Source organism: Kitasatospora fiedleri (assembly GCF_948472415.1).
Classification (GTDB): Bacteria; Actinomycetota; Actinomycetes; order Streptomycetales; family Streptomycetaceae; genus Kitasatospora; species Kitasatospora fiedleri.
In genome coordinates this window covers 4,616,027-4,640,136 of the sequence record NZ_OX419519.1, presented here as the reverse complement: position 1 = coordinate 4,640,136, position 24,110 = coordinate 4,616,027, and the positions used below count along the sequence as shown (strand labels likewise).

Here is a 24,110-nt window from a genome sequence, read left to right as displayed (position 1 = left end):
GGTCGCGCCCCGGTGCGACTGGCCCGTCCCGGCGCGGTCCTGCTGACGGGAGCCCTCCGGTCCGCGCGGTTCCCCGCGCCCCCGCGGGCGCGTCCGGGCTCGGGCGGTTACTGCTCGCGCCACCAGGCGACGAGCTCGCGCAGCCCGTCGGTGAGGCCGAGTTCGGGCTTCCAGCCGAGGTCGCGCTCGGCGGCGGAGATGTCGGCGAGGCGCCGGACCACGCCGCCGGCGGTGTCCCGGGCGGGGCCGTGCTCGACGTCCAGGCCGGAGTCCATGGCGACGAGCAGGGCGTCGGCCAGGCCGCGCAGCGAGACCTCGGTGCCGGAGGCGATGTTGTAGACCCGGTCGGTGACCGGGGCGGCGGCGGCCAGCAGGTTGGCCCGGGCGATGTCCGCGGTGTAGACGAAGTCCATGGTCTGGGCGCCGTCGCCGAAGATCAGCGGGGGCCGTCCGGCGGCGATCCGCTCCATCCAGCGGATGAACACCTCGGTGTAGCGGCCGTGCACGTCCATCCGGGGGCCGTACACGTTGAAGTACCGCAGCGCGACGTAGTCGAGGCCGTGCATGGCGTGGAAGCTGCGCAGCAGGCCCTCGTTGAAGACCTTGGCGGCGCCGTACAGGGTGTCGTTGTGGTACGGGTGCTGGGTCTCGGGCGTCGGGAAGGCGTCGGCGAGGCCGTACACCGAGGCGGTGGAGGAGGCGATCACCTTGCCGACGCCGGTCTCGGCGGCGGCTTCGACCACGTCGAAGGTGCCGTCGACCATCACCTCCAGGGCGAGCCGGGGTTCGGCGGCGCACTGGGTGATCCGGATCGCGGCGAGGTGGAACAGCGCGTCGGTGCCGGGCGCGAGCAGTTCGCGCAGCAGGGCGCGGTCGCGGATGTCGCCGTCGACGACCCGCAGCTGGCCGGGGGCGGCGAGTTCCCGGGCGCGGGCCAGGTTGGCCGTCCGGCCGCGGACGAAGTTGTCGAGCACGACGACCTCGCGGGCGCCGGCCTCGACCAGCTGGTCGACGACGGTGGAGCCGATGGTGCCGGCGCCGCCGGTGACCAGGCAGCGGGAGCCTTCGAGCGGGACGGCGGCGTTCATCGGGCGGCGGCCTTCTGCTGGGCGGAGAGCTGGCGGGTGAGCAGCGCGGCGGCGTCGGCCCCGCTGTCGACGGCGGCGGGGCCGTCGGCGGAGGCGTCCACCGGGACGGTCGCGCCGCCGAGTTCGAGGCTGCGGGAGGCGGCGTGCAGCAGGCGCAGCACGCGCAGTCCGGCCCGGCCGTCGGTGAGCGGGGCACGGCCCTCGGTGATGGCGGCGGCGAACTCGGCCATCACGTTGCGCAGCGCCTCCTGTTCGACCAGGGCGGGGGCGATCACGTCGCCGACCCGGTAGGAGATCAGGGCGCGGTGCCGGATGGCGTCGGTGAGTTCGTCGGGCGGGGTGAGATCGACGCCGCGGTCGTGGATCGCGAGCCTGGCCTGCGGGTTGAGGTCGTCCCAGACCAGGGTGCGGCGGGAGCCGCCGATCAGCGTGGTGCGGACCTTGGTCGGGGAGAGCCAGTTGACGTGGCAGTGGGCGAGCGCGCCGTTGGACAGCCGCAGCGTCAGGTAGGCGACGCAGGCCCGGCCGGCGCCGATCGGGTCGGCGGCCTGGGCGCTGACGCCGACGGGTTCGACGCCCGGGGGCAGCACGAAGTCGAGGATGGACAGGTCGTGCGGGGCGAGGTCCCACAGCACGTCGACGTCGGGCTGGACCAGGCCGAGGTTGATCCGCACCGAGTCGAAGAACTGGACGTCGCCGATCTCGCCGCCGTGCACGAGTTCGCGGATGCGGCGCACCACCGGCGTGTAGCAGAAGGTGTGGTCGCACATCAGGACCAGGCCGCGCTCCTCGGCGAGGGCGACCAGGTCGGCGGCCTCCTCGACGGTGGTGGTGATCGGCTTCTCCACCAGGACGTGCTTGCCGGCCTCCAGCGCGGCCCGGGCCAGCCGGTGGTGGGCGCCGGCCGGGGTGGCGATGGCCACCGCCCGGACCCGCTCGTCGGCGAGCACCTGCTCGTACGAGGTGGTGGCGGCGACCGTCGAGTACTCGCCCAGGACCTTGCGGGAGCGCTGTTCGTCGAGGTCGCACAGCCAGTGCAGCCGCAGAGCGGCGGTCTGCTGGGCGTTGCGGACCAGGTTCGGGCCCCAGTAGCCGGCGCCGACCACGGCCAGGCCGATCGGCCGGTCGGGGCGCTGTTCGGTGCTGCCCGGTGTGGGCACGTGTTCCCCAGGCGCCTCGTGCGCCACGACGTTCGACCCCATCGCAAGACCCCCCTTGCCGCCGCGTCGCTCGAACCGTACCGGCCCGGCCCGGCCCGCCGGGGCACAATCGGCAAAACCGCTGCGGGCCGCCCGGGGCGCGGGGGGCGGCGGTTCGGCCCTCCGTACACCTCCGCGCGCCCCGTGTCCGCACCCCGGCGCGGCGCGCGCCGCATCGGTTTGGCAGGCTGGATGCTCTGGGGTGAGGATTCACTGTCCGTGGGTCCCGCTACCGTGCGTGATCCACCGTCCGTCAGCAGACCCCCGGCAGCGGAGAACTGCCGTGCGCCGCACAACGCCGAGGAGCAGTCATGGACCAGTCGGGCCCGCCGCCCGTGTTGCGCCACCAGCGCGACAGCCTGCTGCCCGCGGTGGCGGCCGCGCTGTCGCTGCGCGGCGGCACGGTGCACACGCTGGCCGGGGACAAGTCGGAGCCGGCGCCGATACTGCACCCGCTGGTCGGCGCGTTCCTGGCGGCGCTGCCGGCGGAGAAGCGCGAGCGCTTCGTCGGCCGCTGCCCGGAGGCGGCGCTGCTGTCCCAGTACCTGGGGCAGGTCGACGCGTCCCGTTCGAAGCGGGCCGCGCGCAAGCCGATGACGGTGCAGGAGGCCCGCAAGGCGCTCAAGGGGGCCCGGATGACCACGCTGCGCATCCGCGAGGAGGGCGATCCGGCGCACGGCACGCACGCGCCGCCGTGCCGCTCCTGCGCCCCGCTGCTGGAGCACCTGAACGTGGCCAGCGTCGAGGTCGGCCCGCCCGGCCGCTGAGCGCCCGTCCCCCGGTCCCGAACTCCCCCGTCCCCGACCCCCCGTCCCCGAACTCCCGGAGCACGCCCTGAACGCCGGCCCCGTCCGCACCCAGCCCCGCTTCCCGGCCGACGTGGCCGCCGCGCTCAAGCAGGCCGGCTGGCACCCCGGCCGCTGGGAGATCCGGCAGGCCGAGCTGTGGGCCGACGCCCTGGTCGCGTACGGCGGTCCGCTGGAGCCGCAGCACGCGGTGTTCCCGGCCGCGATCGAGGCGTGGGCCGAGTTCGGCGGCCTGGCCTTCGACGTCCCGGGGGCGGGCGCCACCCTGGCCCGCACCCCGTTCCTGCTCGACCCGCGCTGCGGCCTGCACGCCCCGCGCACCCTCGCCGACCTCGGCCGGGCCCTGGACACCCGGCTGGCCCCGCTCGGCGAGGAGCTGTACGGGCAGGCCCTGCTGGCCGTCGACGAGCAGGGCCGGGTCTACAGCCTCGACCACACCGGCGAGTGGTTCCTCGGCGACAGCGTCGACCGGGCGATCGGCACCCTGGTCCTCGGCCGCGCCCCGCACCGGCTGCGCACCGCCCAGGACTGACCGCGCGGGCCTGCCCGCGCCGGGCCGAGCAGCGGGCGGCCCCTCCCGCAACGCCCCGCCGAGCAGCGGCCCGTCAGCCCGTCAGCCCGCCGACCCGGCCGAGCGCCGCAGCCGCGAGGGCAGCACCGCCTCCACCCGGAACCCGCCGCCGTCCTCCGGCCCGGCGTGGAAGGCGCCGCCGAGCGCCACCACCCGCTCGCGCATCCCGACCAGCCCGTTGCCGCCGCTGGGCAGCGCCACCGGCGCCGCCGTGCCCGGGCAGTCGTTCACCACCGACACCCGCACCCCGTTCGGCACGTACGCCAGCAGCACCGCGACCCGCGCCCCACCCGCGTACTTGTGCGCGTTGGTCAGGCCCTCCTGCACCACCCGGTACGCGGTCTGCTCGGCCTCGGCGACGTACGCCCGGGGCTCGCCGCTGACCGCCAGCGCCACCGCCATGCCCGCCACCCGGGACTGCTCGACCAGCTCCGGCAGTTCGCCCAGCCCGCCGACCGGCGCCTCGACCTGCTCCTGCGGCTCGGTCATCCGCAGCACGCCCAGGATCTCCCGCAGTTCGTCCAGCGCCTGCCGGCCGGTCTCGCCGATCAGCTTCGCCGACTGCCGGGCCTTCGCCGGGTCCTTGGGGACGATCCGCTCCACCGCGGCGGCGTGCACCACCATCAGGCTGACCCGGTGCGCGACCACGTCGTGCATCTCCCGGGCGATCCGGGTGCGCTCCTCGGCCCGGGCCCGCCAGGCCCGCTCCCGGGCCTGCTCGGCCAGCAGGGTCAGCTCGGTCTCCAGGCCCTGGGCCCGGTCCTTGAGCGACTCCACCAGCCGCCGCCGCGCCCCCACGTACAGGCCGGTCACCATCGGGGCCACCGCCATGCCGACCGCGACGAACGCCGAGATCACCACGAACACCCAGGTCGGCGGCAGCGGTTCGGCGGGCGGCGCCTTGCTGGGCGCCGTGGTGGCGAACAGCACCATGCCGAAGGTCTCCACCATCGCGACCGCCGACAGCACCACCACCCGGGCCCGCCGCGAGGGCCACTCCCAGGTCGCCGCCAGCGTGTACAGCGACACCGCCAGCAGCACCACCCCGAAGAACCCCGGCACGAACACCAGCGCCACCACCACCGGCACCACCGGCCACCGGCGCCGCACCACCAGCGACGCCCCGGCGAGCGCCCCCAGCACCACGCAGACCACCGTCGCGGGCGGGCCCCAGCCCAGCCGGTCCCGGACCAGCCCGTACGCCCCCGCGGCGCACTCCACCGCCGACACCGCGGCCAGTGCCAGGTCCAGCGCCGCGCCGCGTCTGCGCGTCCACCACCACAGGCCGTCCCCCGCCGGCTTCTCACTCATGACCGACACGATACGCAGTGGGGGTCGCCGGCCGGGGGCGCGCACCCGACCCCGTCCGACCTGTCCGCCATCCGGCCACCTCTCCGTTCTGGCACCCCGTGCCACCTATGCTGTTGCCCGTCGGACAGCGCGGTCCGCACCCGTCACCCGCACCGCGGTGATGTCAGAGCCGTTGCCGAACCCCACCACCACAGGGAGACAGCCGTGACCGCTCCGGTCCCCACTCAGGCGGACAGCCCGTCCGCGATCGCCGACGCGGACAACGCCGCGCTGCGGGCGGACATCCGCCGCCTCGGCGACCTGCTCGGCGAGACCCTGGTGCGCCAGGAGGGCCCCGAACTCCTGGGCCTGGTCGAGCAGGTGCGCCTGCTGAGCCGCACCGACGGCGAGGCGACCGCGCAGCTGCTGGCGGAGATCGACCTGGACACCGCCGCGAAGCTGGTGCGCGCCTTCTCGACCTACTTCCACCTGGCGAACGTCACCGAACAGGTGCACCGCGGCCGGGAGTTCGCCTCGCGCCGGGCCCGCGAGGGCTCGCTGCTGTCGCAGACCGCCGACCAGCTGAAGGAGGCGGACCCGAAGCACCTGGCGGACACCCTGGCCAACCTCGCGGTGCGCCCGGTGTTCACCGCGCACCCGACCGAGGCGGCCCGCCGCTCGGTGCTGAACAAGCTGCGCCGGGTCGGCGAGCTGCTGGAGCGCATCCACCGCGAGCAGGACGCCACCGGCCGGATCGACAGCGCCCGGCAGACCTCGGCCCGCCGCCAGGCCGACCGCCGCCTGGCCGAGGTGATCGACCTGCTCTGGCAGACCGACGAGCTGCGGATCGCCCGCCCGGAGCCCACCGACGAGGCCCGCAACGCCGTCTACTACCTGGACGAGCTGTACCGCGACGCCGTCCCGGAGGTGCTGGAGGAGCTGCACGAGGAGCTCGCCCGGGTCGGCCTGACGCTGCCCGAGGGCGTGCGCCCGCTGACCTTCGGCACCTGGATCGGCGGCGACCGCGACGGCAACCCGAACGTCACCCCGCGGGTCACCTGGGACGTGCTCAACCTCCAGCACGAGTACGGCATCAAGGACGCCCTGGCGGCCATCGACGACCTGCGCGCCTCGCTCTCCACCTCGGTCCGGCTGGCCGGGGCCTCCGAGGAGCTGCTGGCCTCGCTGGACGCCGACCTGGCGCACCTGCCGGAGCTGAGCCCGCGCTACAAGCGGATGAACGCCGAGGAGCCGTACCGGCTCAAGGCCACCTGCATCCGGATCAAGCTGGAGAACACCCGCGACCGCCTGGCCGCGGGCACCGCGCCCACCCCGGGCCGGGACTACGTCGGCACCCGCGACCTGCTGGCCGACCTGCGCCTGATCCAGGACTCGCTGCGCGCCCACCGCGGCGGCCTGATCGCCGACGGCCGCCTGGCCCGGGCGATCCGCACCATCGAGGCGTTCGGCCTCCAGCTGGCCACCATGGACGTGCGCGAGCACGCCGAGGCGCACCACCACGCGCTGGGCCAGCTGTTCGACCGGCTCGGCGAGGAGGCGTGGCGCTACACCGACATGCCGCGCGAGTACCGCCAGCGCCTGCTCTCCAAGGAGATGCGCTCGCGCCGTCCGCTGGCCCCGACCCCGGCCCCGCTGGACGCCGCGGGCGCCAAGACGCTGGGCGTGTTCACCACCATCCGGGAGGGCTTCGAGCGGTTCGGCGACGAGATCGTCGAGTCGTACATCATCTCGATGTGCCAGGGCGCGGACGACGTGTTCGCGGCGGCGGTGCTGGCCCGCGAGGCCGGCCTGATCGACCTGCACGCGGGCATCGCCAAGATCGGCATCGTGCCGCTGCTGGAGACCACCGACGAGCTCCAGGAGGCCGACCGCATCCTGGACGAGATGCTCTCCGACCCGTCGTACCGGCTGCTGGTGTCGCTGCGCGGCGACGTCCAGGAGGTCATGCTCGGCTACTCGGACTCCTCGAAGTTCGGCGGCATCACCACCTCGCAGTGGGAGATCCACCGCGCCCAGCGCCGGCTGCGCGACGTCGCGCACCGCTACGGCATCCGGCTGCGGCTGTTCCACGGCCGCGGCGGCACCGTCGGCCGCGGCGGCGGCCCCTCGCACGAGGCGATCCTGGCCCAGCCGTGGGGCACCCTGGAGGGCGAGATCAAGGTCACCGAGCAGGGCGAGGTGATCTCCGACAAGTACCTGCTGCCCTCGCTGGCCCGGGAGAACCTGGAGCTGACCCTCTCCGCCACGCTGGCCGCGTCCGCGCTGCACACCGCGCCCCGGCAGGCCCCGGAGGAGCTGGCCCGCTGGGACGCCGCGATGGACCAGGTCTCGGCCGCCGCGCACACCGCGTACCGGGCGCTGGTCGAGCAGGAGGACCTGCCGAAGTACTTCTTCGCCGCGACGCCGGTCGACCAGCTGGCCTCGCTGCACCTGGGCTCCCGCCCGTCCCGCCGCCCCGACAGCGGCGCGGGCCTGGACGGCCTGCGGGCCATCCCGTGGGTGTTCGGCTGGACGCAGTCCCGGCAGATCGTCCCCGGCTGGTACGGCGTGGGCTCCGGCCTGGCGGCGGCCCGCGAGGCCGGGCTGACGGACGTGCTGGACGAGATGCACGGCAACTGGCACTTCTTCCGGAACTTCCTGTCCAACGTCGCCATGACGCTGGCCAAGACGGACCTGCGGATCGCCCGCCACTACGTCGAGCAGCTGGTCCCGGCCGAGCTGCACCACGTCTTCGACCAGATCGTCGCCGAGCACGACCTCACCCTGCGCGAGGTGCTGCGGCTGACCGGCGAGTCGGAGCTGCTGGAGCACAACGAGGTCCTCAAGCAGACCTTCACCGTGCGCGACGCCTACCTCGACCCGATCTCCTACCTCCAGGTCGCGCTGCTGCGCCGGCAGCGCGAGGAGGCCGCGGCCGGCCGGCCGGAGGACCCGCTGCGCGCCCGCGCGCTGCTGCTCACCGTGAACGGCATCGCGGCGGGCCTGCGCAACACCGGCTGATCCGCGCACCGCGCACCGCGGCGGCCCGCCCCCTCGTCCACCGAGGGGGCGGGCCGCCGCCGTTCGCGCGTCCTTCGTTCAGGCCCGCGTTCAGGCCCGCCTGCGCTTGCGCAGCCAGGCCGCCGCGCCGCCGGCCACCACCACCAGGCCGCCGCCGACCGCGTACCCGCCGGCCGAGCCGACCGAGCCGGTGGGCGGGGCGATCCGAGCCGCGGCGGGCTCCGGGACGGAGGTGGGTTCGGCGGCCGCGGCGGGCCCGGCGACCCATCCTCCGGCGGCCAGGCACAGGACGGTGCCTCCGACGACCTTGCCCACGCGCTCTGACCGGATCACGGTCCATACCCCCATAGACGGCACTTCAATCCTTGCGGCACCGGTTTCGACGGTATCCGATCCCCGACCGTTTCTGACCCCAGGTCAGCTTCCAACGGGGAAGCGTTGCATGAACGTTGTGTACGGAGGGTGGTCGAATCCCGGTCCGCGCCTGCACTGAGTGCCAACCCGGCGGCGGGGGTCAGGAGTTGTAGTTCTGCTGGGCCCGCTCCAGGCCGTCGGCGAGCAGCGCCTCGACGGCGTCGGCGGCCCGGTCGACGAACCAGTCGAGGTCCTTGCGCTCGGTGGCCGAGAAGTCCTTGAGCACGAAGTCGGCCACCTCCATCCGGCCGGGCGGGCGGCCGATCCCGCAGCGGACCCGGTGGTAGTCGGGGCCGAGCGACTTGGTGAGCGACTTGAGGCCGTTGTGGCCGTTGTCGCCGCCGCCGGTCTTCAGCCGCAGCGCCGCGTAGTCGAGGTCGAGCTCGTCGTGGACGGCGACGATCGCCGAGGTCGGGACCTTGTAGAAGTCGCGCAGCGCGGTGACCGGCCCGCCCGAGAGGTTCATGAAGCTCATCGGCTCGGCCAGCACGACCCGCCGGCCGGACAGCCGTCCCTCGGCGACCTGGGCCCGGCTCTTGTGGGCCTTGAACTTCGCGCCCATCCGCCGGGCCAGCAGCTCGACCACCATGAAGCCGATGTTGTGCCGGTTGCGGGCGTACTCCTTGCCCGGGTTGCCGAGGCCCACCACCAGCCAGGGGCCGTCGTACTCGCTCATGCCGCTCCTCACGCGGGTGTTCTCCGTACCGTCACATCATCCCGGACACGCCGCTGCCCCGGCCGTCCGCGCGCGGGGCGGGACGGCCGGGGCAGCGAGGGCGCGGTGATCAGGCCTCGACGGCCTCGTCGGCGGCGGCGGCCTCGGTCTCGGCCTCCTCCTCCTCGGTGGCCTCGGGGGCCTGGGCGCCGATGACCTGGAGCACGACGGCGTCGGCCTCGACGGCCAGGGTCACGCCGGAGGGCAGGGTGATGTCACCGGCGGTGACGGCGGCGCCGGCCTCCAGGCCCTCGATCGAGACGGTGACCGACTCGGGCAGGTGGGTGGCCTCGGCCTCGATCGGGAGGGCGTTCAGCACGTTCTCGATCAGGTTGCCGCCGGGGGCCAGCTCGCCCTCGGTGTGGACCGGGATCTCGACGGTGACCTTCTCGCCCCGCTTGACCAGCAGCAGGTCGACGTGCTCGATGGTGCGCTTGATGGCCTCGCGCTGGATGGCCTTCGGCAGCACGAACTCGTCCTTGCCCTCGATCGGGACGACCAGCAGGGCGTTCGGGGTCTTGAGGGCCATCATCAGGTCGTGGCCGGGCAGGTTCAGGTGCACCGGGGTGTGGCCGTGGCCGTACACGACACCGGGGACGAAACCGGCGCGGCGGGCGCGGCGGGCGGCACCCTTGCCGAACTCGGTGCGGGCTTCGGCGGCAAGGCGGATCTCGGACACGACTGCGCTCCTCGGGAAGGCAAAGGGGTGCAGGAACGACAGAACCGCCGGGCCACACCCTCAAGTACTTGGGGGAAGCTCGGCGGTTCGATCAAAGCGCATCGACCACGCGCGTCGATCACGGAGCCCTGAATCCGGGCATCCCTCGCCGAGCAGTCTGCCAAGACTAACCGGGTGGTGGCGCGGACGTGAAATCGGCCCCCGGCTCCGTGGCGGAGCCGGGGGCCGACCGGGGGCCTGACGAGGGGTCAGTGCACGCCCTCGAAGAGGCTGGTGACCGAGCCGTCCTCGAACACCTCGCGCACCGCGGCGGCGATCGACGGGGCGATCGACAGCGTGGTGATCTTGTCCAGCTGGAGCTGGGCGGGGGTCGGCAGGGTGTTGGTGAACACGAACTCGCTGACCCGGGAGTTCTTCAGCCGGTCCGCGGCCGGGCCGGAGAGCACGCCGTGGGTGGCGGCCACCAGGACGTCGGCGGCACCGGCGTCGAACAGCGCGTCGGCGGCGGCGCAGATGGTGCCGGCGGTGTCGATCATGTCGTCGACCAGGACGCAGACCCGGTCCCTGACGTCACCGACCACCTCGGCGGACAGGATGGTGTTGGCCTGCGACATGTCGCGGCGCTTGTGGATGATCGCCAGCGGGGCGCCGAGGCGGTCGCACCACTGGTCGGCGACCTTCACCCGGCCGGCGTCCGGGGAGACGACGGTCAGCTTGGAGCGGTCCGGGACGCGGTCGCCCACGTAGTCGGCGAGCATCGGCAGCGCGAACAGGTGGTCCACCGGGCCGTCGAAGAAGCCCTGGATCTGCGCGGTGTGCAGGTCCACGGCCATCAGCCGGTCGGCGCCGGCCTGGCGCAGCAGGTCGGCGACCAGGCGGGCCGAGATGGGCTCGCGGCCGAGGTGCTTCTTGTCCTGCCGGGCGTAGCCGTAGAAGGGGAGGATGGCGGTGATGCTGCGGGCCGACGCGCGCTTGAGCGCGTCGATCATGATCAGCTGCTCCATGATCCACTGGTTGATCGGAGCCGTGTGGCTCTGGATCACGAAGCAGTCCGCACCGCGGGCGGATTCCAGGAAGCGGACGTAGATCTCGCCGTTGGCGAAGTCCAGGGCCTTGGTCGGGACGAGTTCGGTGCCCAGTTCGCTGGCGACCTCCTCGGCAAGTTCGTGGTGGGCACGGCCGGAAAAGAGTTTCAGCTTCTTCTCACCGGAGGTCGTGATCCCGCTCACTGCACCGTCTCCTCGTGTATTGCCACTCTGGGTGAGTACGCCGAGGCACGGCCGAACTGGCCCGATGGCGCACGTATGTACATCAGGTTACGCGCCCCGCGGAAGGTCCGGCGGCCGGGGACCACTCCTCAAGATCCCCGGCCGTCCCGTCCGACTACTCCGCCCCACCGGCCTCCGCCGCCGCGCGGGCCGAGGCCGAACCGGGCCGCTTCCGCTCAACCCAGCCCGCGATGTTGCGCTGCTGGGCCCGCGCGACGCCTAGCGAACCGGCCGGGACGTCGTTGGTGATCACCGATCCGGCGGCCGTGTAGGCGCCGTCGCCGACCGTCACCGGAGCGATGAACATGTTGTCGGAACCCGTGCGGCAGTGGGCCCCGATCACCGTCCGGTGCTTGTTCACGCCGTCGTAGTTGACTGTGACGGACGCCGCACCGACGTTGGTGCCCTCGCCGATCGTCGCGTCCCCGATGTACGACAGGTGCGGGACCTTCGCCCCCTCGCCGAGCTCCGAGTTCTTGATCTCGACGTAGGTGCCGGCCTTCGCCCCCCGGGCCAGCCTGGTGCCCGGCCGCAGGTACGCGTACGGGCCCACCGCGGCCTCCGGGCCGATCTCGGCCCGGTCGGCCGTGGTGTTGCTCACACGGGCGCCCGCGCCGACCGCGGTGTCGGTCAGCGTGGTGTTCGGGCCGACCTCGCAGCCCTCGCCCAGGTGGCTGGCGCCGTGCAGCTGGGTGTTCGGGTGCACCAGCGCGTCCGGCTCGTAGGTGACCTGGACGTCGAACCAGGTGGAGGCCGGGTCGACCACGGTGACGCCGGCCCGCATGGCGTTCTCCAGCAGGCGGTCGTTGAGCAGCCGGCGGGCCGCGGCGAGCTGCACCCGGTCGTTGATGCCGACGATCTCCCGGTGGTCGGCGGCGACCACCGCGCCCACCCGGTGGCCCTCCCGGCGGAGGATCTCCAGGGTGTCGGTCAGGTACTCCTCGCCCTGCGCGTTGTCGGTGCCGACCAGCGACAGGGCGAGCGCCAGCAGCTTGGCGTCGAAGGCGAACACCCCGGAGTTGATCTCGTCGACGGCCAGCTGCTCGGCGGTGGCGTCCTTGTGCTCGACGATCGCGGCGACCGCGCCGTCCGGGCCGCGCAGGATTCGGCCGTAGCCGGTGGCGTCGGGGACGCGGGCGGTCAGCACGGTGACGCCGTTGCCCTGCTCGGCGTGGGCGGCGGCCAGCGCCGCCAGGGTGGTGCCGGTCAGCAGCGGGGCGTCGCCGGTGGTGACCAGCACGGTGCCGTCCAGCTGCACGCCGTCGGCGGCGAGCGCCTCCAGCGCGGTGCGCACCGCGTGGCCGGTGCCGTTCTGCTCGGTCTGGACGACCGGGCGGGCGGCCGGGTGGTGCTCGGCCAGGTGGGCCTGGACCAGCTCGCGCAGGTGGCCGATCACCACGACCAGCTGACCGGGCGTCAACTCCTGTGCGGCGCTGACCGCGTGGCCCACCAGGGAGCGCCCGCAGAGCTCGTGCAGCACCTTCGGCAGCGCCCTGGACTTCATTCGGGTACCGCCCCCGGCGGCGAGCACGATGACGGCGGCGGGCTGGTTGGCACTCACGCGGGGAGACTCCTCGGTCGATGCGGATTGAGGGCGCACCGAACAATACCGAGAGAAAAGGAAGACAAACCGTCCGAAACGGTCGGACCGGGACGGCGCCCGGCCGGGAAGAGGCTCCGCCGCTAGGATTCGAACCCAGACAAAGGCCTCCAAAGGGCCCTGTGCTGCCATTACACCACGGCGGAACGGGCGCGACGCGCGCCCAGCACAGCCTACGGGTTGACGGCCCGTAGCTCCACCACCTTCCCCGAAGGCGCCCCGGTCCGCGCCCCCCGACTGCGCAGGTCGCGCCCCGTCGGCGGTCCGCCGGCGGACCGCCGACGCGCTGCCGACGGGCTGCCGACGGGCCGGAATCCGGCGGGCGAACAGTGCGACACGTGCGCGCGGGGCCCTTCCGTTTTCCCGGGCCCGGTACCTACGATGCCGTAAGTTACGGTCACGTAGGTACTCCGCCGGTCCCCTCTCCCCCAGGGAAGCGCCATGACCATCCAGGCCGGGCAGGCGCCGCCGAGCGCCGCCGAGGACGCACAGCGAACCGCCACCGCGTTGTCCGCCACCAGGGGCGGCGAGAAGCAGGGCGCGCTGGAGCGCGCCACCCTGGTCCTGTTCATCGCGGTGCCCTTCCTGGCCCTGCTGGCCGCCGTCCCGGCGGCCTGGGGCTGGGGGCTGTCCTGGCTGGACGCCGGGATCGCCGTCGCCATGTACTTCCTGACCTGCCACGGCATCACCGTCGGCTACCACCGCTACTTCACCCACGGCGCGTTCAAGGCCAACCGCCCGCTGCGGCTGGGCCTGGCCGTGCTCGGCTCGCTGGCCGTCGAGGGCCCGCTGGTGCGCTGGGTAGCTGACCACCGCAAGCACCACCGCTACTCCGACAAGGACGGCGACCCGCACTCGCCGTGGCGCTACGGCGAGAGCGTGCCCGCGCTGCTCAAGGGCCTGTGGTGGGCGCACATGGGCTGGATGTTCGACGAGGAGCAGACCTCGCAGCTCACCTACGCGCCCGACCTGGTCCGCGACCCGGCCATAAGGCGCATCTCCCGGCTGTTCTGGCTGTGGACGCTGCTCTCGCTCGGCCTGCCCACGCTGGTCGGCGGCCTGGCCACCTGGAGCTGGCAGGGCGCGCTGACCGCCTTCTTCTGGGGCTCGCTGGTCCGGGTCGCGCTGCTGCACCACGTCACCTGGTCGATCAACTCGATCTGCCACGCGGTGGGCGCCCGCCCGTTCAAGTCCCGCGACCGGTCCGGCAACGTGTGGTGGCTGGCCGTGCTCTCCTGCGGCGAGTCCTGGCACAACCTGCACCACGCCGACCCCACCTCGGCCCGGCACGGCGTGCTCCGCGGCCAGGTCGACTCCTCGGCCCGGGTCATCCGCTGGTTCGAACAGGCGGGCTGGGCGCACGACGTCCGCTGGCCCGGCGCGGAGCGGATCGCCGCCCGCCGCGCCGCATGAGTCAGCGCCTACAGCATGATGGAGGGGTGAACGGGACCAACGGAGACAGCGCCGGCCATCGGCAGCCCTCGCGCCGCGGCGGGGGCAAGAGCGCCGGCCGAGTGCGGATGACCGGCAAGCAGCGCCGCGAGCAGCTGCTGGAGATCGGCCGGACGGTCTTCGCCGAACGCGGCTACGACGGCACCTCGGTCGAGGAGATCGCCGAGCGCGCCGGGGTCTCCAAGCCCGTCGTGTACGAGCACTTCGGCGGCAAGGAGGGCCTGTACGCGGTGGTGGTCGACCGCGAGATGCAGCTGCTGCTCGACATGGTCACCGGCGCGCTGACCGGCGGACACTCCCGCGAGCTGCTGGAGCAGGCCGCGTTCGCGCTGATGGACTACATCGACACCTCCACCGACGGTTTCAAGATCCTGGTCCGGGACTCGCCGGTGGCCCAGTCCACCGGCTCCTTCGCCTCGCTGATCGGCGACATCGCCACCCAGGTCGAGGACATCCTGGGCCTGGAGTTCAAGTCCCGGGGCTTCGACGCCAGGCTGGCGCCGATGTACTCGCAGATGCTGGTCGGCATGGTGGCGCTGACCGGCCAGTGGTGGCTGGAAGTGCGCAAGCCCGCCAAGGCGGAGGTCGCCGCCCACCTGGTCAACCTCGCCTGGCACGGCCTGGAGGGCCTGGAGCGGCACCCCAAGCTGGTCGGCGACCGCAAGAACTGACCGGCCCGGCCCCGCCACCGGGGCCGCCGGGCCGACACGCACGACAGGGGCGGTCCCGTGGCGGTCTTCCTGCTGGCCCTCGGCGCGGCCTGCCTGCTGGGCGCCGGATTCGTCCTACAGCAGCACGCCGCCCAGCGCGCGCCCAGCGGGGACCTGCTGCGCTGGCGGCTGCTGCTCGACCTGGTGCGGATGCCCGACTGGCTGCTCGGCATCGCCTTCATGATCGGCGGCCAGGTGCTCTCCGCGCTCGCCCTCAGCCAGGGCGAAGTCACCCTGGTGGAACCGCTGCTGGCCACCAACCTGGTCTGGGCGATGCTGCTGGCCCGCCGGATCACCGGCACCCGGCTGGGCCGATCCGGCTGGGCCGGCGTCGCCCTGATCGCCCTCGGCGTCACCGCGTTCATCGCCGCCGGACAGCCCCGGGGCGGCGGCCCGGCGGCCGGGCCGCTGCGCCACTGGCTGGTGATCGGCATCGTCTCCGGCCTGGCCCTGCTGCTGGTCGCGGTGGCCCGCCGGCTGCCGCTGTTCGAGGAGGCCACCCTGCTGGCGCTGGCCGCCGGGCTGCTCTACGGCCTCCAGGACGCGCTCACCCGGGCCACCTTCGACCGGATCGACCAGGACGGGGCGGCGGCCGCGCTGATGTCCTGGCCGCCGTACACCGTGCTCGGCCTGGGTGTGGTCGGGCTGCTGCTGGTGCAGTCCGCGTTCGAGGCCGCCCCGCTGCGGATGTCGCTGCCCGCGCTGACCGCCGCCCAGCCGCTGGCCGGGATCGCCTGCGCGGTCGGCTTCCTCGGCGACCGGCTCCGGCTCACCCCCGGGGCGCTGGCCTGGCAGAGCGCCGGGCTGGCCGCGGTCGTGGTCGGCGTGGTGGTGCTGGGCCGGCACCCGGCGCTCCCCGGCGCGAAGTGACCGGGCGGCCGTCCGGAGGCCCCTCAGCGCTTGACGGCCACCGCGAAGACCCGGCGGAACGGGAACAGCGTGCCGTGCTCGGTCGCCGGGTACGCCGCGCGCAGCAGCGCGCCGTACCCGGCCAGGAACTCGGCCCGCTCGGCCGGCTCCGGCAGCCGGTCCAGCACCGGGCGCAGCGCGGAGCCCTTGACCCACTCCAGCACCGGGTCGGGGCCCTGGAGCACCATCGTGTACGTGCTCTCCCAGACGTCCACGGCGCAGCCCGCGGCCAGCAGCGTCCGGGCGTAGCGGTCGGGTGCGTGGCAGGAGGCGTCGGGGCGGGCGGTGCCCAGGCGGTCGCGCCAGCGCGGGCTACGGCGCAGCTCGGCGAGCAGGGTGTGGCTGGGGGCGGCGAAGTTGCCGGGCAGCTGGAAGGCGATCACCCCGCCGGGGCGCAGCGCGGCCGCCCAGCGGGGCAGCAGGGCGAGGTGGTCGGCGGTGTCGGTGTCCATCCAGTGCAGGGCGGCGTTAGAGGCGATCAGGTCGGGCCGTTCGGGGGCCGGGTCGTAGGCGGTGACGTCCTGCTCGCGGTACTCGGCGGTGGGCTCGCCGTCGGCGCCGCGGGCCCGGGCCAGCAGGTCGGGCGAGGTGTCGAGGCCGAGCAGGCGGGCGTCGGGCCAGCGGCGGCGCAGGGCGGCGGTGGAGTTGCCGGGGCCGCAGCCGAGGTCCAGCACGGTGGGGCGGGGCGGCAGGTCGGGGACCCGGGCGAGCAGGTCGTCGAACGGGCGGCCCCGCAGGTCGGCGTAGTGCAGGTACTGGTCGGCGTCCCAGTGGGCGGGCATGGCGCGGCTCCGGAAAGTATCTCGACGTCAAGATATCTCTGTCACGCCGAGATTTCCTTTGTTATCTCTTGATGTCAAGAGACTTCACATCGACACACCCCCCGATACACTGATCGTCATGGAGGACGAGGTCGACCGCCTGGTCGCAGCATGGCGCCGAGAGCGCCCCGACCTCGACGTGGAACCGCTTGAGGTCCTCAGTCGGGTGAGCCGCCTCGCCCGCCACCTGGACCGCGCCCGCCGCACCGCCTTCGCCGAGCACGGCCTCGAACCCTGGGAGTTCGACGTCCTCACCGCCCTGCGCCGGGCCGGCTCCCCCTACCAGCTCTCCCCCGGCCAGCTGCTCACCCAGACCCTGGTCACCTCCGGCACCATGACCAACCGGATCGACCGCCTCACCGCCAAAGGCCTGGTCGTCCGCCTCCCCGACCCGGACGACCGCCGCGGCGTCCTGGTCCGCCTCACCGGGGCCGGCCGCGACCAGGCCGACCAGGCCCTGGCCGGCCTCCTCGCCCACGAGCGCGAGATCCTCTCCCAGCTCGCCCCCGCCCAGCAGACCGAACTCGCCGCCCTGCTGCGCGACCTGGTCGCCCCCTTCGACCGCAGCAGCTGAGCCCGGCCCCCGCCGGGGCCGGTGTCGCGGGCTCAGAAGCCGTCCGGGTACGGGGTGGCGAGGGCCGGGGCCCGGGCGGGGGCGGTCTGGTAGCCGGGGAGCAGGGCCGCCAGGCGGTCGCGGACTTCGGGGTCGTCGTTGGTGGTGGCCGCCGCGTAGAGGCCGGTGAGCCCGCCGGCCAGGTCCTCGGGGGCGGCGGCGTGGTCGGCGGCGGTGGCGAAGATCCGCGGGTGGACGGTGGGCAGGCGCTCCTCGGCGTCGGAGAACAGGGCCTCGTTGAGCTTCTCCCCGGCCCGCAGGCCGGTGTAGCGGATCTCGACCTCGTCCGCGCCGAGTTGGACCTGTTCGGCGAAGTTGTGGACCAGATCGACGATCCGGACCGGCTCGCCCATGTCGAGCACGAAGACCTCGCCGCCCTCGGCCATCCGCCCGGCCTCCAGGACCAGGCCGACCGCCTCCTCGATGGTCATGAAGAAGCGGGTGACGTCGGGGTGGGTGACTGTCACCGGGCCGCCGCTGCGCAGCTGTTCCTCCAGGACGGACAGCAGCGAGCCGCGCGAGCCGAGCACGTTGCCGAAGCGGACGGCGGCGAAGACGCCGGTGCCGAGGTTGCGGGCGTCGCGGGCGTTGGCCTGGACGATGAGTTCGGCCAGCCGCTTGCTCGCGCCCAGCACCGAGGTCGGGTCGGCGGCCTTGTCGGTGGAGACCAGCACGAACCGTTCGACGCCGGTGGCCAGCGCGGCCTCGACCAGGTGGTCGGTGCCCAGGACGTTGGACTTGACGGCCTCGCTGGGGTGGCGCTCCAGCAGCGGCAGGTGCTTGTGCGCGGCGGCGTGGAAGACCACGTCGGGGCGCAGGTCGCGGAAGATCTGCTGGATCCGGGGGCGGTCCCGGATGTCGGCGATGACCAGCGAGTCGTCGGTGAGCAGCGCCTCGCCCCAGATGTCGAGCTGGAGGCGGTGCAGGTTGGACTCGTCGTGGTCGAGCATGTAGAGCGCGGCCGGCCCGAACGCCTGGACCTGGCGGCACAGTTCGCTGCCGATCGAGCCGCCGGCGCCGGTCACCAGGACCCGGCGGCCCTCGATCACGGTGCGGACGTCCGGCGAGACCACGTGCACCTCGCGCCGCCCGATCAGCCGGTTGACGTCCAGGGTGCGCATGTCGGAGCCGACCACCTCGCGGCGCAGCGCGGCCAGGAAGGACGGCAGGTAGCGGACGGCCGCGCCGGCGGCGGCCGCGGCGGTGGCCAGGGTCCGCACCCGCTGGTGCGGCAGGCCCGGGATGGCGAGGACGACGACCTGGGCGCGGTGGCGCAGCGCCAGGTCGGTGAGGTCGGCGAGCGGGCCCAGGACGGGGCTGCCGGAGACGTCCCGGCCGGCCTTGGCCGGGTCGTCGTCCAGGACGCCGACCGGGTCGAGGCCGAACTCGGGGGTCCGGCCCAGGTCGCGGACCAGGGCGGTGCCGGCGGAACCGGCCCCGACCACCAGGGTGCGCAGGCCGGTGGAACCGTCCGGTGGGCGGGTACGGGCCCCGTGCGGGCGTGCGGCAGTGCGGTGCGGCAACATCTGACCTCCGGTTTCCCTGAATCACGGAGCGGAACGTGCGGGGGAGGCGGGGGCTCGTTCAGCCCGCGCCGGGGCCTGTGGCGGCCGCGACGGTCGGCGGGGGGACGGGGACGGGCGGTTCGGAGGGCGCGATCCCGGCCCGGCGGGCGACCGCGACCGCCGCGAGCGTGGAGTGCACCCCCAGCTTGCCCAGGACGTTCTGCATGTGGGTGCGGACGGTGTGCGGGGAGAGGAACAGCCGCTCGGCGACGGCCTGCCGGCCGAGCCCGGCGACCATGCAGCGCAGCACCTCCTCCTCGCGGGGGGTGAGCGCGGCGACCAGCCGCTCGCTCTCCGAGCGGTCGCGGCGGGCCGAGGTCAGTTCGCGGACCACGCCGGTGAGCAGCGCGGGCGGCAGGTGCGTCTCGTCACGGCGCACGCCGCGCACCACGGTCATCAGCGCGCTGAGCGAACTCTCGCGCGCCACCCAGCCGTTGGCCCCGGCCTGGAGGGCCCGGGCGGCCCGCTGCGGGTCGTCCGCGGCGGCCAGCAGGACGGCCCGCACCTCCGGGTGGGCCCGCCGGACGCGGGCGACCAGCGCGATCCCGTCGGTCAGCGGCCGGACCTCGCCGGGCCGGACGGCGGGGGCCTGCGGCGGCGTCAACCGGACGGCGGCGGAACGCTGTTGCGGATGGTGCGGCTGCTGCGGCCCGGCCGGGGCGTGCCGGGGCGCGGGCGGCCCGGCCGCGGCGGCCTGCACGCGGGGCGGCGGGGCGGTCTGCGGGTGCGGCGACGGCGGCCCGGCCGGGGCGCGGGGCGGCGGCGGGACGGCGCCCAGGTCGACGTCGACCAGCACCACGTCGTACGGGCGGTGTTCGGCCACCGCCCGCTCCAGCGCCCGTTCGGCCGCCGCCGCGCTGCCCGCCGCCCCGACGTCCACGTCGGGTTCGGCGGCCAGTGCCGTGGCGAGCGCCTCGGCGAAGATCCGGTGGCCGTCGACCACCAGGACGCGCATACGCCCCATCGTCCTTGCCCCCTGCTCGTGGCCCGACCCCCACCGGTGCCTCACTCAGCCTACGGGCGTGCGCCGCCGCGGCGTGGGGGTTTGGTGAAGTTCCTGTACACAGGGTCTCCGGGGGCGGGAGCCGGGCCGGGGAGCGGGCTGGTCAGGCGCGGTGGGCGAGGGTGAACTCCCAGGCGTCGGCGACGATCCGGTCGAGGTCGGGGCGCTTCGGGGTCCAGCCGAGCGCCTCGCGGGCGCGGTCGGCGGCGGCGACCAGGACGGCCGGGTCGCCCGGGCGGCGGTCGGCGATCCGGACCGGGATCTCCCGGCCGGTGACGCGCCGGACGGACTCGATCACCTCGCGCACCGAGAAGCCGGTGCCGTTGCCCAGGTTGCACACCAGGTGCTCGCCGGGCTTGGCGGCGTCCAGCGCCAGCAGGTGCGCCTCGGCCAGGTCGGCGATGTGGATGTAGTCCCGGATGCAGGTGCCGTCCGGGGTCGGGTAGTCCTCGCCGAACACCGCGATGTCCGGGCGCTGCCCGAGCGCCGCCTGGAACACCAGCGGGATCAGGTGCGACTCCGGCTCGTGCCGCTCCCCGTAACGCCCGTACGCCCCGGCCACGTTGAAGTAGCGCAGGCTCACCGCGGCCAGGCCGTGCGCGGTGGCCTCGGAGGTGATCAGGTGGTCCACCGCCAGCTTGGTGGCCCCGTAGGTGTTGGTCGGCGCCGTCCGCGCGCTCTCCTTGATCGGCACCTCCTCGGGCTCCCCGTACACCGCCGCGGTGGAGGAGAACACCAGCGTGCCCACCCCGGCCTTGCGCATCGCCGCCACCAGCTCCAGCGAACCGGCCACGTTGTTGCGCCAGTACTTCTCCGGGTCCGCCACCGACTCGCCGACCTGGGAGGAGGCCGCGAAGTGCAGCACGCCGTCGAAGGAGGAGTCCAGCACCCCGGCCGCCTCCTGGATGCGGCCCCGCACGAACTCCGCCCCGTCCGGCACCCCTTCCGCGAACCCGGTCGACAGGTCGTCCAGCACCGTCACCCGGTGGCCCGCCTCCAGCAGGTGCGCCGCCACCACGCTCCCCACGTAACCGGCTCCGCCCGTGACCAGGTACTTGCCCATGTTCTCCGACCTCCGCGACATTTCGGGTGTTCCTCGACCGGAGCATAGGGCACCCGCCTGAACCGCCCGTCCGGGCCGGCCGGGCGGGCGCCCCGCCCCCGCGCCGGACCGGGCGGTGAACTCACTCGCAGGTCAAGCCAGTTGGTCCAGCAGTCCGGTCCGGGCCGCCAGCGCGGCCGCCTCCAGCCGGGACCGCGCACCCAGTTTGGTCAGCACCCGCTGGACGTGCGTGCGGGCGGTGGACGGGGCGATCCGCATCGCCGCGGCGATCGCCGCCGTGTCCTCGCCGTCCGCGATCCGGGCCAGCACCTGCACCTCCCGCCGGGTCAGCAGCCGCAGCAGCCGCAGCGCCTCGTCGTCCGGCTCGGCCGCCGGCCACAGCAGGTGCTCGAACGCCGCCCGCAGCACGTCGACCCCGACCGCCGCCTCCCCCGACCGCACCCGGAGGATCGCCCGGTCCACCACCTCGATCCGCTCGTCGCTGCGGACGTACCCGGCCGCCCCCGCCGCGAACGCCGCCGCGACCCGCCCCGGCGCGCCGAGCGGGCCGAGCACCACCACCGCGATCTCCGGCCGCTCCCGGCGCAGCCGCCGCAGCGGCCCGAACGGGTCGTCCGGCCCGCCCGCCGTTCCCAGCAGGCACACCTCCGGCCGCCGCCCCGCCACCAGTTCCAGCACCGCCCCGCACGGCGCCCCGATCCCCAGCACCCGGTGCCCGCGCTGCTGCAGGGCCGCCCCCAGCGCCTCGGCCATCAGCCGGTGGTCGTCCGCCACCACGAGCCGTGCGCTCATCCCGCGCCTCCCCCTCCGGGCCCGACAGACGCACCATCACAGCGCACAATCGCCCGCCCCGCCAGAGCACCTCCGGAACCGGCCCCGGGCAACGCGGCGGGGGCGACCCGCGCGGGGGGCAGGAACGGGACAACGCGAACGGGACAACGCGAAAGGCCCCGCCTCACGGCGGGGCCTCGCTGTCCTGAGCCCCCATGCGGAATCGAACCGCAGACCTTCTCCTTACCATGGAGACGCTCTACCGACTGAGCTATAGGGGCTTGTTGCTCCGGGTCCCTCGCGGTTCCCCTTGCGACGAGGAAAACACTACATGCTCCGCGGACGGGTTGGGAAATCCGCTTCGGCCAGGTCGGAGGGCTAAACTGCCCGAGAAGACCCGATCTGCCGTGCAATGTCGCCCAGCAGCCGCGAACTCCCGTGCAGCGAAGGCGTGATCCTGTGTCAGCCCCCGGCCGCAGCCGTGCTTCCGGCGACCCCTCCGCGTGGTGGGCGCTGGCCCTGCGGCCGAGCCGCCCGGTGGTGGCGCGGGCGCTGGTGGTGCGGGCCGCGGTGGGGATGGCGGTGCCGCTGCTGGCCGGGCTGCTGTGCGACCGGATGGCGCTGGGGGTGTTCGCCGCGCTGGGGGCGATGCACGCGACGATGAACGACCGGGTGGAGCCGCTGCGGCTGCGGGCGCCGCGGATCGCACTGGCGCTGACGGCGTCGACGGCCGGGATGCTGATCGGCGCCGAGTTGCAGTACCGGGGCGCGGGCGGGCTGGAGATCGGGGCGGCGCTGACCGCGGTGGGCTTCGCGGGCGGGGCGCTGTCCGCGACCGGGCCGCGCGGGTCGGCGGCCGGGATGCTGCTGCTGGTGTCGGCCTCGCTGGGCGGCGGGATGGCGCTGCCGCACCCGTGGTGGGCGGCGCCCGCGATGATGCCGTGCGGGGCCGCGCTGGTGCTGCTGATGGGGGTGCGCTACCGCACCGACGTCCGCTCCGATCCGCGCACCCGGGCGCTCGCCGAGGTCTACCTGGCGCTCGGCGGCCTGCTCGCCGCCCTCGGCACCCCGGACGGCGCGGCGGCCCGCCGCCTGCTCACCGGCCGGCTCAACCAGATGCAGGACCTGCTGCCGCCGCCCCGCCCGGGCCGGCGCGAGTCGGAGCGGCTGCACTGGCTGCGCCGCTCGTACGAGGCGGCACTGGGCGCCACCGAGGCGGCGGCCGGGCTGCTGTGGGCCTGGCGCCCGGTGCCGCCGGAGGTGGCGGAGCTGCCCGCCCGGCTGGCCGGGCGGATCACCGGCGGCCCCGAGCCCGACTACCCCGAGTGGCGGCCGGACACCCCGTCCCGGACGGCGTTCGACACCGCGCTGCGGGCCGCCGCCGACACCGTCGCGGGCCGCTGGGCGCCGCTGGACACCGCCGCCCCGCCGCCGCCCGACCCGTGGCGGCTGCGCGCCCGGCTGCTGTCCCGGGGCTCGGTGCGCTACGGGCTGCGGGTGGCGCTGTGCGTGGCGGTCGCCGAGACGCTGGTCAACGGGGTGGCGCTGAGCCGCAGCTACTGGGTGCCGATGACGGTGGCGTTCGTCCTCAAGCCGGACCTGGGCTCGGTGTTCCAGCGGGCGGTGAGCCGGGCGCTGGGCACCGTGCTGGGCATCGCGGTCACCGCGGTGCTGCTGGCGCTGACCACCGACCCCTGGGCGCTGAGCCTGGCCATCTCGCTCTGCGTGGCGCTGCTGCCGTACTCGACGGCCGCGCACTACGGGCTGAACACCATCGTGATGACGCCGGTCGCGCTGCTGCTGGTGCAGCTCGGCGGCGAGAGCGGAGCCGCCGAGTTCTGGCCGCGGGTCCTGGACACCGCGCTGGCCAGCGGCATCGTGCTGGTCTTCGGCTACCTGCTGTGGCCCGACCGGCCGCCGCACCGGATCGAGCCCAGCGTCGTCACCGCCGCCGCCACCCTGCGCCGCTACCTGGCCGCGGTGGTCGCCGGCCGCACCCAGCCGGTCGCCGAGGTGTGGCTGCGCCGCACCGCGTACCGATCACTGGCCGACGCCCGCCGACAGGTGGACCTCGGCCTGGCCGAACCCCCGCCCGCCGGCCGGCTCGCCGAACGCTGGCTGCCCACCACCGCCGCGCTGGAGCGGATGTCCGGCGCGGTGGCCGCGTACGCCGCCCAGCTGCGCTACGGCGGCCGGCAGCCGGAGCCGGAGGTGATCGAACGGGTGCTGGCCTCGCTGGACCGGATCACCGCCGCCGCCCGCACCCACCGCCCCCCGACCGGCCGGATCGCCGGCCCGACCGGCCCGCACGACCCGTCCCGCAGCGCACTGGCCCGGGCCGCCGACGAACTCGACCAGCTGCTGGACGGCTGAGGCCCGGGCGGAGCGGCTGCGGTCCGCCGGACAGCCGAGGTCCGGGCCCTGGTCGCCCGGCCAGGGCCCGAGCTGGGCCACCAGAGCCGAGCCGGGCGGCCGGGGCCCGAGCGACTGAGGCCAGGCCGAGCGGCCGAGCCGAGCCGGGCAGCCGTGGCCCGACCGAGCGGCCGAGCCGA

21 protein-coding genes and 2 tRNA genes are annotated in these 24,110 nt (G+C 74.5%); 8 read left to right on the top strand and 15 right to left on the bottom strand.

Translation table 11 applies throughout. From position 1 onward, the window contains the following. Window positions 1-107 precede the first annotated feature (107 nt). Window positions 108-1,088, bottom strand: a complete 981-nt coding sequence (locus tag QMQ26_RS21475; RefSeq protein WP_282202380.1) for an NAD-dependent epimerase/dehydratase family protein — start codon at window positions 1,086-1,088, stop codon at window positions 108-110. Next, window positions 1,085-2,248, bottom strand: a complete 1,164-nt coding sequence (locus QMQ26_RS21470) for a Gfo/Idh/MocA family protein (protein ID WP_100836611.1) — start codon at window positions 2,246-2,248, stop codon at window positions 1,085-1,087. The genes QMQ26_RS21475 and QMQ26_RS21470 overlap by 4 nt, the downstream gene beginning before the upstream one ends. Before the next feature lie 350 nt (window positions 2,249-2,598). On the opposite strand from QMQ26_RS21470, the gene QMQ26_RS21465 reads away from it, so the two are divergent. Together QMQ26_RS21465 and QMQ26_RS21460 are read left to right on the top strand one after the other, a co-directional pair. After that, complete coding sequence (locus tag QMQ26_RS21465; protein WP_282202379.1) at window positions 2,599-3,054, top strand: YwqJ-related putative deaminase; 456 nt, start codon at window positions 2,599-2,601, stop codon at window positions 3,052-3,054. Window positions 3,055-3,166: 112 nt separating this feature from the next. Continuing rightward, window positions 3,167-3,625, top strand: a complete 459-nt coding sequence (locus tag QMQ26_RS21460; RefSeq protein ID WP_233533793.1) for an SUKH-3 domain-containing protein — start codon at window positions 3,167-3,169, stop codon at window positions 3,623-3,625. An 81-nt stretch (window positions 3,626-3,706) separates the two neighbouring features. On the opposite strand, the gene QMQ26_RS21455 is transcribed toward QMQ26_RS21460, so the two are convergent. Continuing rightward, window positions 3,707-4,975 (bottom strand): sensor histidine kinase, encoded by a 1,269-nt coding sequence (locus tag QMQ26_RS21455; RefSeq protein ID WP_282202378.1) that lies wholly within the window; start codon window positions 4,973-4,975, stop codon window positions 3,707-3,709. A 204-nt stretch (window positions 4,976-5,179) separates the two neighbouring features. On the opposite strand from QMQ26_RS21455, the gene ppc reads away from it, so the two are divergent. Then, window positions 5,180-7,975: a phosphoenolpyruvate carboxylase gene (gene ppc, locus QMQ26_RS21450; protein WP_199846987.1), complete on the top strand. Its 2,796-nt coding sequence runs from the start codon at window positions 5,180-5,182 to the stop codon at window positions 7,973-7,975. Window positions 7,976-8,065: 90 nt separating this feature from the next. Here ppc and QMQ26_RS21445 read toward each other — a convergent pair whose 3' ends face one another. From QMQ26_RS21445 to QMQ26_RS21420, 6 genes are all read right to left on the bottom strand, one after another. Then, complete coding sequence (locus QMQ26_RS21445; protein ID WP_282202377.1) at window positions 8,066-8,290, bottom strand: hypothetical protein; 225 nt, start codon at window positions 8,288-8,290, stop codon at window positions 8,066-8,068. Between the two features lie 199 nt (window positions 8,291-8,489). Continuing rightward, the gene (gene pth, locus QMQ26_RS21440; RefSeq protein WP_100836616.1) at window positions 8,490-9,065 is read right to left on the bottom strand and encodes an aminoacyl-tRNA hydrolase; all 576 of its coding nucleotides are present in this window, start codon (window positions 9,063-9,065) and stop codon (window positions 8,490-8,492) included. A gap of 109 nt (window positions 9,066-9,174) precedes the next feature. Beyond that, a complete protein-coding gene (locus QMQ26_RS21435; RefSeq protein WP_282202376.1) occupies window positions 9,175-9,783 on the bottom strand; it encodes a 50S ribosomal protein L25/general stress protein Ctc in 609 nt (202 codons plus the stop codon). Between the two features lie 248 nt (window positions 9,784-10,031). Then, a complete protein-coding gene (locus tag QMQ26_RS21430) occupies window positions 10,032-11,012 on the bottom strand; it encodes a ribose-phosphate diphosphokinase (protein ID WP_100836618.1) in 981 nt (326 codons plus the stop codon). Between the two features lie 154 nt (window positions 11,013-11,166). Continuing rightward, window positions 11,167-12,612: a bifunctional UDP-N-acetylglucosamine diphosphorylase/glucosamine-1-phosphate N-acetyltransferase GlmU gene (glmU, locus tag QMQ26_RS21425; RefSeq protein ID WP_282202375.1), complete on the bottom strand. Its 1,446-nt coding sequence runs from the start codon at window positions 12,610-12,612 to the stop codon at window positions 11,167-11,169. Between the two features lie 114 nt (window positions 12,613-12,726). After that, a tRNA-Gln gene (locus QMQ26_RS21420) sits at window positions 12,727-12,797 on the bottom strand. Window positions 12,798-13,092: 295 nt separating this feature from the next. Between QMQ26_RS21420 and QMQ26_RS21415 the strand changes: the two genes are divergently transcribed. Genes QMQ26_RS21415 through QMQ26_RS21405 form a run of 3 tightly spaced genes read left to right on the top strand, consistent with a single transcriptional unit; the run spans window position 13,093 to window position 15,683 of the window. Further along, window positions 13,093-14,064: an acyl-CoA desaturase gene (locus QMQ26_RS21415; RefSeq protein ID WP_282202374.1), complete on the top strand. Its 972-nt coding sequence runs from the start codon at window positions 13,093-13,095 to the stop codon at window positions 14,062-14,064. After that, window positions 14,061-14,774: a TetR family transcriptional regulator gene (locus QMQ26_RS21410; RefSeq protein ID WP_404813930.1), complete on the top strand. Its 714-nt coding sequence runs from the start codon at window positions 14,061-14,063 to the stop codon at window positions 14,772-14,774. The genes QMQ26_RS21415 and QMQ26_RS21410 overlap by 4 nt, the downstream gene beginning before the upstream one ends. Window positions 14,775-14,831: 57 nt before the next feature. Then, complete coding sequence (locus QMQ26_RS21405) at window positions 14,832-15,683, top strand: DMT family transporter (protein WP_100836622.1); 852 nt, start codon at window positions 14,832-14,834, stop codon at window positions 15,681-15,683. 23 nt (window positions 15,684-15,706) lie between these two features. On the opposite strand, the gene QMQ26_RS21400 is transcribed toward QMQ26_RS21405, so the two are convergent. Further along, window positions 15,707-16,504 carry a methyltransferase domain-containing protein gene (locus QMQ26_RS21400; RefSeq protein ID WP_282202373.1) on the bottom strand — a complete coding sequence of 266 codons (798 nt, stop codon included), beginning with the start codon at window positions 16,502-16,504 and terminating at the stop codon, window positions 15,707-15,709. 118 nt (window positions 16,505-16,622) lie between these two features. Here QMQ26_RS21400 and QMQ26_RS21395 point away from each other — a divergent pair, with 118 nt between their 5' ends. Next, window positions 16,623-17,117 (top strand): MarR family winged helix-turn-helix transcriptional regulator, encoded by a 495-nt coding sequence (locus tag QMQ26_RS21395; protein WP_100836624.1) that lies wholly within the window; start codon window positions 16,623-16,625, stop codon window positions 17,115-17,117. Between the two features lie 32 nt (window positions 17,118-17,149). On the opposite strand, the gene QMQ26_RS21390 is transcribed toward QMQ26_RS21395, so the two are convergent. The 5 genes from QMQ26_RS21390 to QMQ26_RS21370 all read right to left on the bottom strand — a co-directional run bounded on the left by QMQ26_RS21390 (window position 17,150) and on the right by QMQ26_RS21370 (window position 21,839). Further along, window positions 17,150-18,682 carry a polysaccharide biosynthesis protein gene (locus QMQ26_RS21390; RefSeq protein WP_282202372.1) on the bottom strand — a complete coding sequence of 511 codons (1,533 nt, stop codon included), beginning with the start codon at window positions 18,680-18,682 and terminating at the stop codon, window positions 17,150-17,152. A gap of 58 nt (window positions 18,683-18,740) precedes the next feature. Continuing rightward, window positions 18,741-19,685 carry a LuxR C-terminal-related transcriptional regulator gene (locus tag QMQ26_RS21385; RefSeq protein ID WP_282202371.1) on the bottom strand — a complete coding sequence of 315 codons (945 nt, stop codon included), beginning with the start codon at window positions 19,683-19,685 and terminating at the stop codon, window positions 18,741-18,743. A gap of 142 nt (window positions 19,686-19,827) precedes the next feature. Then, window positions 19,828-20,808 (bottom strand): UDP-glucose 4-epimerase GalE, encoded by a 981-nt coding sequence (galE, locus tag QMQ26_RS21380; protein ID WP_100836627.1) that lies wholly within the window; start codon window positions 20,806-20,808, stop codon window positions 19,828-19,830. Between the two features lie 111 nt (window positions 20,809-20,919). Continuing rightward, window positions 20,920-21,579: a LuxR C-terminal-related transcriptional regulator gene (locus QMQ26_RS21375; protein WP_282202370.1), complete on the bottom strand. Its 660-nt coding sequence runs from the start codon at window positions 21,577-21,579 to the stop codon at window positions 20,920-20,922. Window positions 21,580-21,766: 187 nt separating this feature from the next. Continuing rightward, window positions 21,767-21,839: transfer RNA gene (locus QMQ26_RS21370), tRNA-Thr, on the bottom strand. Between the two features lie 178 nt (window positions 21,840-22,017). On the opposite strand from QMQ26_RS21370, the gene QMQ26_RS21365 reads away from it, so the two are divergent. Next, window positions 22,018-23,931, top strand: coding sequence for an FUSC family protein (locus QMQ26_RS21365; RefSeq protein ID WP_159073082.1), 1,914 nt, complete (start codon window positions 22,018-22,020; stop codon window positions 23,929-23,931). The last annotated feature ends 179 nt before the right edge of the window (window positions 23,932-24,110 follow it).